Annotated in this window: 7 protein-coding genes and 1 tRNA gene; 3 read left to right on the forward strand and 5 right to left on the reverse strand. The window is 47.5% G+C overall.

Going from position 1 to position 7,186, the window contains the following annotated elements; all coding sequences use genetic code 11:
- Nucleotides 1–423 precede the first annotated feature (423 nt).
- The gene (murD, locus tag B5J94_RS03040; protein ID WP_062500426.1) at nt 424–1,818 is read right to left on the reverse strand and encodes a UDP-N-acetylmuramoyl-L-alanine--D-glutamate ligase; all 1,395 of its coding nucleotides are present in this window, start codon (nt 1,816–1,818) and stop codon (nt 424–426) included.
- 261 nt (nt 1,819–2,079) lie between these two features.
- Here murD and glnK point away from each other — a divergent pair, with 261 nt between their 5' ends.
- Nucleotides 2,080–2,418: a P-II family nitrogen regulator gene (gene glnK, locus B5J94_RS03045; protein WP_029102928.1), complete on the forward strand. Its 339-nt coding sequence runs from the start codon at nt 2,080–2,082 to the stop codon at nt 2,416–2,418.
- Between the two features lie 57 nt (nt 2,419–2,475).
- Here the strand turns inward: glnK and B5J94_RS03050 are convergent, their stop codons facing one another.
- From B5J94_RS03050 to B5J94_RS03060, 3 genes are all read right to left on the reverse strand, one after another.
- Entirely contained in the window at nt 2,476–2,841 is a 366-nt protein-coding gene (locus B5J94_RS03050; protein ID WP_062500429.1) for a DUF2147 domain-containing protein, read from the reverse strand.
- A 167-nt stretch (nt 2,842–3,008) separates the two neighbouring features.
- Nucleotides 3,009–3,263 (reverse strand): hypothetical protein, encoded by a 255-nt coding sequence (locus tag B5J94_RS03055; protein WP_062500432.1) that lies wholly within the window; start codon nt 3,261–3,263, stop codon nt 3,009–3,011.
- A gap of 9 nt (nt 3,264–3,272) precedes the next feature.
- Nucleotides 3,273–4,388 (reverse strand): DNA/RNA non-specific endonuclease, encoded by a 1,116-nt coding sequence (locus tag B5J94_RS03060; protein WP_079363926.1) that lies wholly within the window; start codon nt 4,386–4,388, stop codon nt 3,273–3,275.
- A gap of 208 nt (nt 4,389–4,596) precedes the next feature.
- Between B5J94_RS03060 and mutY the strand changes: the two genes are divergently transcribed.
- Nucleotides 4,597–5,742, forward strand: a complete 1,146-nt coding sequence (mutY, locus tag B5J94_RS03070) for an A/G-specific adenine glycosylase (RefSeq protein WP_062500438.1) — start codon at nt 4,597–4,599, stop codon at nt 5,740–5,742.
- A gap of 70 nt (nt 5,743–5,812) precedes the next feature.
- On the opposite strand, the gene B5J94_RS03075 is transcribed toward mutY, so the two are convergent.
- Complete coding sequence (locus B5J94_RS03075; protein ID WP_062500440.1) at nt 5,813–6,724, reverse strand: polyprenyl synthetase family protein; 912 nt, start codon at nt 6,722–6,724, stop codon at nt 5,813–5,815.
- Nucleotides 6,725–6,884: 160 nt separating this feature from the next.
- Between B5J94_RS03075 and B5J94_RS03080 the strand changes: the two genes are divergently transcribed.
- Nucleotides 6,885–6,960, forward strand: a tRNA-Phe gene (locus B5J94_RS03080).
- Nucleotides 6,961–7,186: the final 226 nt, after the last annotated feature.

Genomic DNA, 7,186 nt, shown 5'->3' on the forward strand with positions numbered 1-7,186 from the left:
TTGTATTTGCAATGAAAAATAGGGGAAATCACCCGTTTTTCAAGGAAAAAACGCAGGCTGATAGTCATTCTATCAGACAAGTTTTTGACGATGAAAAACCAGATTTAGCCATTTTTCATGCAAAAACATTACTTTATTTCTAAAATATTTCTATATTGTAAATAGTGTTATAAAGGTTCAACACGCCCTAAATTATAAGGTAAAAAATATACCACAAATTCAAATAATGTCTGGCGTAGGGGCGTGCTGAGCACGCCTTATACACTCTACAAAATGAAAAAGTGTGACGGTTCCCGTTCGTGGTGAGCCTGTCGAACCATGACGGGAACCGCACGCACTATAAAGCCTGCAACAAACATTAAATTGGCAGGTGTATTCTCACTTGATATAAGCCAAGATTAAAGTCAATTTATAAAAACCCAATCACGCCAACGCTTTGACAAGTACAATAAACCGCTCACCACGCTCATTATAGCTTTTAAATTGGTCAAGGCTTGCACACGCAGGCGACAGTAGCACGACTTTGGCAGAGCTTTGACTGGCAAGCTTTACCGCCTTTTCAAGTGTGCCTGCTTGTGTCATTTTGGTTGCCAAATTAGGACTGTTTGCCAATGTTTTTTGTATCAAGCCCGCATCTTGTCCGATAAGATAAATGCTGTCGGCAAACTGTTCGGCAAAAGGGATAAGCTCAGCAAAATCCTGCCCCTTACCCTGACCGCCCAAAATCAAGGCAAGCGACTGCTCCCCATACACCGCCCCAAGCCCGTCAATGGCGGAGAGTGTCGCCCCAATATTCGTGCCTTTTGAGTCGTTAAAATACACCTTACCACCCACGTCCGCCACATATTCACAGCGGTGTGGCAAGCCCATAAACGTCCGTAGCACATCAAGCATGGCATTCATGTCAAGCCCCACGGCACTGCCCAAGGCTAAGGCGGATAAGGCGTTAAGCAGGTTGTGTTTACCTTTAATCAAAATTTCATCGGATGACAACAGCTTGTCGCCATTATGACACAGCCAAATGGTTTCGCCATTCTCACTATTATCATCACACTCGCCTTTTAGACAAAAGTCCGCCGAAAAGCCCTCGCCAATCTCCCCTGACGTGCTTATCATCTGAGCGTGTTTGGGCAGATGAGCGATACAGGTACGGGCAAGCTCTTTGTCGTCCAGCCACACCACGGCATTTTTGGCGTTATCAAAAATGCGTAATTTTTGGGCAAGATACCCTGCCATATCGCCATGACGGTCTAAGTGGTCGGCAGATAAATTCAAAATGGTCGCCACGTCCGCCCCAAGCCCACTCATCATTTCAAGCTGAAAGCTAGACAGTTCAAGCACCGCCATGTCCATGCCGTCAATGTTTAATAGGTCAAGGGCAGGTGTGCCGATGTTACCGCCCACACCCACTGTTTTGCCTGACTTTTCTGCCATGAGTCCGACCAGCGTGGTTACGGTGGATTTGGCGTTGGAGCCTGTAATGGCGACAATCGGCGTGTGCGTGCCGTTGTCCGTATCTCGCTCTTTTAGATTTTCAATAAACACTTGCACATCACTCACCACACTTACGCCCTGCTCTATGGCTTGGGCTATGGCGGGCGTGGTGGGGTCGATACCAGGGCTGATGACGACTCTGTCCGAAGCGAGCAAAACATCGGCATGGATACCGCCAAAATAAGTCACCACACCGCTTGGCAATTTGTCTGCCAACGGGGGGAAATTACCGTCCGTAACGGCAACCGTATGCCCTTGATTTACCAAAAATTGAACCGCAGACAGTCCAGAACCGCCTAAGCCAATAACCGTATAATTTGCCATGAATGTGCCTTTTTTAAATGATGGTCATGGTCTAAAAATATACTGAACTAGGCTTTCCGTTCGCCCTGAGCTTGTCGAAGGGTAGGAAAACCGTCATGGTTCAACTTAGCTCACCACGAACGGTTTTCTTGACAGCATATTTTTAAACCAGAAACTAAATTGCCAAATAATCATTATTCTATCAGAATTGGCGTGGGTGTTGTTGGATTTTTGCCAAAATTATCATATAATGACAAAAGCTACTTGCCAATAAGGATTTTTATGAAACTTGTTACCGCCATTATCAAACCCTTTAAACTGGACGATGTCCGTGAAGCCTTGTCGGACATTGGTGTGAACGGCATTACCATCACCGAAGTCAAGGGCTTTGGTCGCCAAAAAGGGCATACCGAGATGTATCGTGGGGCGGAATATGTGGTGGATTTTTTGCCAAAAGTCAAACTAGAAATCGCCTGTGCTGATGACATGGTTGATGGCGTCATCGGTGCTATTATTGACACCGCCAACACAGGCAAAATTGGCGATGGCAAGATTTTTGTCACGCCATTAGAACAAGTCATCCGCATTCGCACGGGCGAGACGGACGAGAATGCCCTATAAAAGAAACCCCACCGAAGTGGGGTTTTGTGTGTTTGACCGTTTAAACCAGTCTTGGACTTACTGTCTGACACCTGTTTGAGTGCCTGCTTTACTTTTGATGGTGATGTTATTGCCATTTAACGTGATGTTGGCAGTGCCTGAGATGGGTAGGGTTGGGTGCTTGCCTTTACCTGCATATTTGCCACCGCCTTGGGCTTTGATGTCTCTGATGACGGTCGTGCCTTCACGCTTTTTGGCTTTTTCGGTCAAGCCTTTGGTCATCACAGCTTGGTAGCCACTGCCTGACTTGCTGATTTTGATGATGGCTTTGGCTTCGCCTTTTTCACTCATTTTCCAGTTACCCACGATGGCGTCATCATTGGCAAATGCACTGGCAGATACTGCAACACCAAGACTGATGGCAAGTAGTTTGTTCAATTTCATGACTTACTCCTGTTTACAAAAATCTAATTAATTTAAGCCAGTCAGTACTCGTACTGACAACTGTTTACCCATTATAAACAAGGATTTTTTAAATTGCAAACATTAACTTTGTAAGCCATTTGCCTTTTTGTAATTGCTTGGTAAAAATATTTCTGCCTAGGGCATGTCTACTCAAAAGGGTTATCTACCATGACTACTTTGGATGAGTCTTTGTCAGCAGTAGCAGGCAAATCTTGACCGCCTAACTCATCAAACGCCCCACAAAGTGCCTGTGCAAAGTCAAGCAATGCCCGTGCTTGTGCCTTGCCCGCCTGCGTTTTGGCAATTTCCACATCACCACTGATGATGACACTGTCCGTGCCATTTTCTATGGTCAAAGCCCCGATTTGTAGGACTTCGCTGTCATTGTCAAAGACATTCATCGCTCCACCTTATTTTAACAAACTCATCACAAATTCCACCAACAACACCAAAATCGCAAGCCAACCTTCTGTATCACCCCCTTTATCCACGCTGTCCACACTCTCAGACAAAGGGGGCAAATTAAAAGCCGATGACTGCACCTGTGGCGACAGCGACGGCATGGCGTTAATACCCGTACGTTCGGACAGCTCGGCAAGACTGATATGCTCGACCACGCCTGCTTCATTATTGGGCGTATAGTACACGCCTGCACGGTTGATACTGGGGACATAGACTGCCTTAAAAAAGTGGCTCGGCACCAGTACGCCATCGCCGATTTTGGCGATTTGACGACCTTGGAACACCACGCCCGTCACGACATACAGCTCGCCATATTTGACCGTCAAGTTGCGTGTGTTTTTTTCGATGTCTTGCCATACGCCACGATTATGAGCGTTGTTTTGAGGGGCGATGTTGGCAAGGCTAAAACTGTCAAACTGCTGTGAGCCGTCCGCCATGTCGCCATTGGGCGATAAATGCCCCCTGTCATAGCCCGAACGGCGATAGTCACTGAGCGTTGCTCGCACGTTTGCAGGCAGGCGACTCTCTTCATGAAAGCTGTCTTTGCGAGCCAATGAACGTGCCTGATTAATGCGCTCACGGGTCAGGTACTCGGCAGAGTAGATGGGCGTGCGTGAGATACCCGAATACAGCACGGCAAAGCCGTCAAAGCACAGCTCATAATTTTTACGAGCCAATTTTTGCCCTTTGGTACCAACCAACTGCGGGGTGGTATTGGCATAAAAATGCTCAGGACAACTGGCAAGACTCTGGGCGGTGTTCGCTGTCGTCCGCTGTCCCACAAAAACTCCGACAGGCTCATCTGATGTCGCCAAACCCGTGGACTGACCCACCACATAACCCCCGTCATGAGCCGTAGCATAAGCGGTGGCAGTGTTTGAACTATTGGCGTTATGAGCGTTGTGGTTTTGGGTATGATTGTGGTCGTCAGCATAAGCCGTCGCCACGTTATCGCCATAGGCAACGGCGGTGTTATTGGCGTAAGCACTGTGGCAGGACAACAGTACCAAGGCAAGCCCCCACAGATGGAATGGGCGAGTGCCTGATGAGTAGAGATAGGACATGGTATTAGCTACTTAAAATGCGTGCCATTATACCCGATTTTTGGTGTGAGCGGTAGGATTATCAGGATTTCTAAGCTTTCAATCTCTGGCACTATGGCAAAGATTGGGTTTATCATATTTACCCCAAACTCATCTCTGCTCATGGAAAATTGGCAAATCATCCCCATAATCACGTTTTCTGTTATCTTGGACTTATTTATCCCCACCCATGAACCACACCACTTTTGCCCCACGCCTGCTCACTTGGTTTGCCACGCACGGTCGTCATGACTTGCCTTGGCAATATCATCATGCCGACACGTCCGACATTTATGCCGTTTGGCTGTCTGAGATTATGCTTCAACAAACGCAAGTCGCCACCGTTTTGGGTTATTTTGGGCGGTTTATGGATACATTTCCCACCGTGCAAGACCTAGCAAATGCCGACTGGGATAACGTAGCAAGCCTATGGGCGGGGCTTGGCTACTATGCACGTGCTAGAAATCTACACGCAGGGGCAAAGCAAGTGGCGGATTATATCGCCACCCATGGGCATTTCCCACAGACGATAGGCGAATGGCAAAACGTGCGTGGCGTAGGACGTTCCACCGCAGGGGCGATTGTGGCGATGGGCGTGCGTGGGCGTGGTGTGATATGCGATGGCAACGTCAAGCGAGTGCTGACACGCTGGGCAGGCATAGACGGCGACATCACAAAATCCGCCACCGACAAGGTGCTGTGGGAGCTTGCCGACACACTCACGCCCACACATGATAGCGGTAAATTCGCCCAAGCAATGATGGATCTAGGGGCAACTGTCTGCACTCGCCCTCGCCCTGCTTGCACGTCTTGCCCGCTATCAGACGACTGCACCGCCCATAAGAACGGCAATCCCACCGCTTATCCCGTCAAAGCCAAAAAGGCAGACAAACCCCACCGTCATTCGCTCGTGTTTGCTCTGATGTATGATGATAAACTGTTATGGATAAAACGCCAAAGCGGTACAGGGACAGGCATTTGGGACGGACTGTACGCCTTACCCATGCTGATGATAAATGACAAACAGAGCGATGTACCGCATGACTTGCACTACGCCAAAACCATGCATGATAAATACACCCACGCTCAAAACCCTAGCCTTGCCGAAAGTCAAGTTTTGGATAATTTGCCAAATATCGCCATCAATCACCCCAAAACCATCAAACACACACTCACGCATTTTCATTGGCATTTGTCATTGGTTGAGATAAATATTGATAAAACGCTTTATGACAACATCAACCACGCCCTAACCGCCATTCATGCTGATTTTGTTTGGCAAAAAGGGTGTGATGGGCTGGGCGTACCAAAGGCGATGGGGAAATTGGTGGGATAGGTCTGAATGGGTCGTTAATTTTAAATCACAAAAACTAGAATTCGGGATTTTTCCAAATGCCAAACCTGCTTTAATACCCCCGTTTTTGTAGCCAATCCACCATTTGTAGCAAAAGATTGTCATCACCCAAATCTGCCACCTGCTCCCTTGCCTTATTAAAGAGCTTATCGGCATAGGCACGGGCATTGTCCACACCAAGCATTTTGACATAAGTGGATTTGTCCAATTTTTCATCACTGCCTGCCATTTTGCCAAGCGTTTGAGTATCCGCCACGACATCCAGCACATCGTCCTGCACCTGATAGGCAAGCCCGATAAGCCGTGCATACTCACCAAGGCTTGCCATACGCTCATCAGATGCACCGCCACACACCGCTCCCATCAACACACTAGCTTCTATCAATGCCCCTGTTTTGTCCTTATGAATGGCTTCTAGTTCGGTTTGGCTCAGCTGTTTTTGCTCACCGTTTAAATCCGCCTGTTGCCCTGCCACCATACGCCGAGCGTTGGGAGCGAGTATGCCAAGTAATCGAGCCACGACATCGCTCCGAGTCGCTCCGAGCTCATAATCCCCACCCAGTACATCAAAGGCAAGCGATTGTAGCACATCGCCTGTCAGCACCGCCACCCCTTCGCCATAGACCACATGACAGGTTGGCTTGCCACGGCGTAGCTCGTCATCATCCATAGACGGCAGGTCATCATGCACAAGCGAATAGCCATGCACGCACTCTATCGCAAGCATGGCACGGCGTACCACCCCAAAGGCAGGCGTATCCACACGCCCCCCGACCGCCAAAAAAGTCGCCAATACAAGCAAAGGTCGCACCCGCTTGCCACCGTTAGAAATGGCGTATCGAGACGCTTCATTTAGTGGGTTTGGTAGATTGATAGTATCAAATAATAGGTCAAAATCCGCCATCAGCTGATTTTTGGTAAACTCTTGTACGCTGTTTAAATCATTGGTGTGTAATTCGCTCATGTCCGCCCCACATCAAAAAACGTTATCATACCCCAAAACGCAAGGATTTTGGGTAAAAATCATGAGTTTTTAAAAATTTTTCAAAAAATATGTAAAAAGTGCTTGCAAAGTTTTTAAAATCATATATAATACGCACCACTTAGCCAATAAAGCTAAACATGGCGCGGTAGCTCAGTCGGGAGAGCAACGGATTGAAAATCCGTGTGTCGGCAGTTCGATCCTGCCCCACGCCACCATATTTTAAAACACTCAACTTCGTTTGGGTGTTTTTTGTTGTGCGTGATAAAAATAACGCCATTAAGGAATATACTCAGCACGTCCCTACGTCCACATATCATAAATTTATGGTAATGTTTAAATTCTTTGGTTGGATGATTAATTATAGTTAATCAACCCCAATTTGCACCAATGCTACACCTAACACTGATATTTGCCACAAGTATGTAGCAACTGTATTCCACT

Source organism: Moraxella lacunata (genome assembly GCF_002027545.1).
Lineage (GTDB): Bacteria > Pseudomonadota > Gammaproteobacteria > Pseudomonadales > Moraxellaceae > Moraxella > Moraxella lacunata.

Bases quoted from the DNA above. Each gene is read 5' to 3' on its own strand.
- mutY (WP_062500438.1), top strand. From the start codon at position 4,597: ATGAACCACACCACTTTTGCCCCACGCCTGCTCACTTGGTTTGCCACG.
- B5J94_RS03055 (WP_062500432.1), bottom strand. From the start codon at position 3,263: ATGAATGTCTTTGACAATGACAGCGAAGTCCTACAAATCGGGGCTTTG.
- B5J94_RS03075 (WP_062500440.1), bottom strand. From the start codon at position 6,724: ATGAGCGAATTACACACCAATGATTTAAACAGCGTACAAGAGTTTACC.
- murD (WP_062500426.1), bottom strand. From the start codon at position 1,818: ATGGCAAATTATACGGTTATTGGCTTAGGCGGTTCTGGACTGTCTGCG.
- B5J94_RS03060 (WP_079363926.1), bottom strand. From the start codon at position 4,388: ATGTCCTATCTCTACTCATCAGGCACTCGCCCATTCCATCTGTGGGGG.
- glnK (WP_029102928.1), top strand. From the start codon at position 2,080: ATGAAACTTGTTACCGCCATTATCAAACCCTTTAAACTGGACGATGTC.
- B5J94_RS03050 (WP_062500429.1), bottom strand. From the start codon at position 2,841: ATGAAATTGAACAAACTACTTGCCATCAGTCTTGGTGTTGCAGTATCT.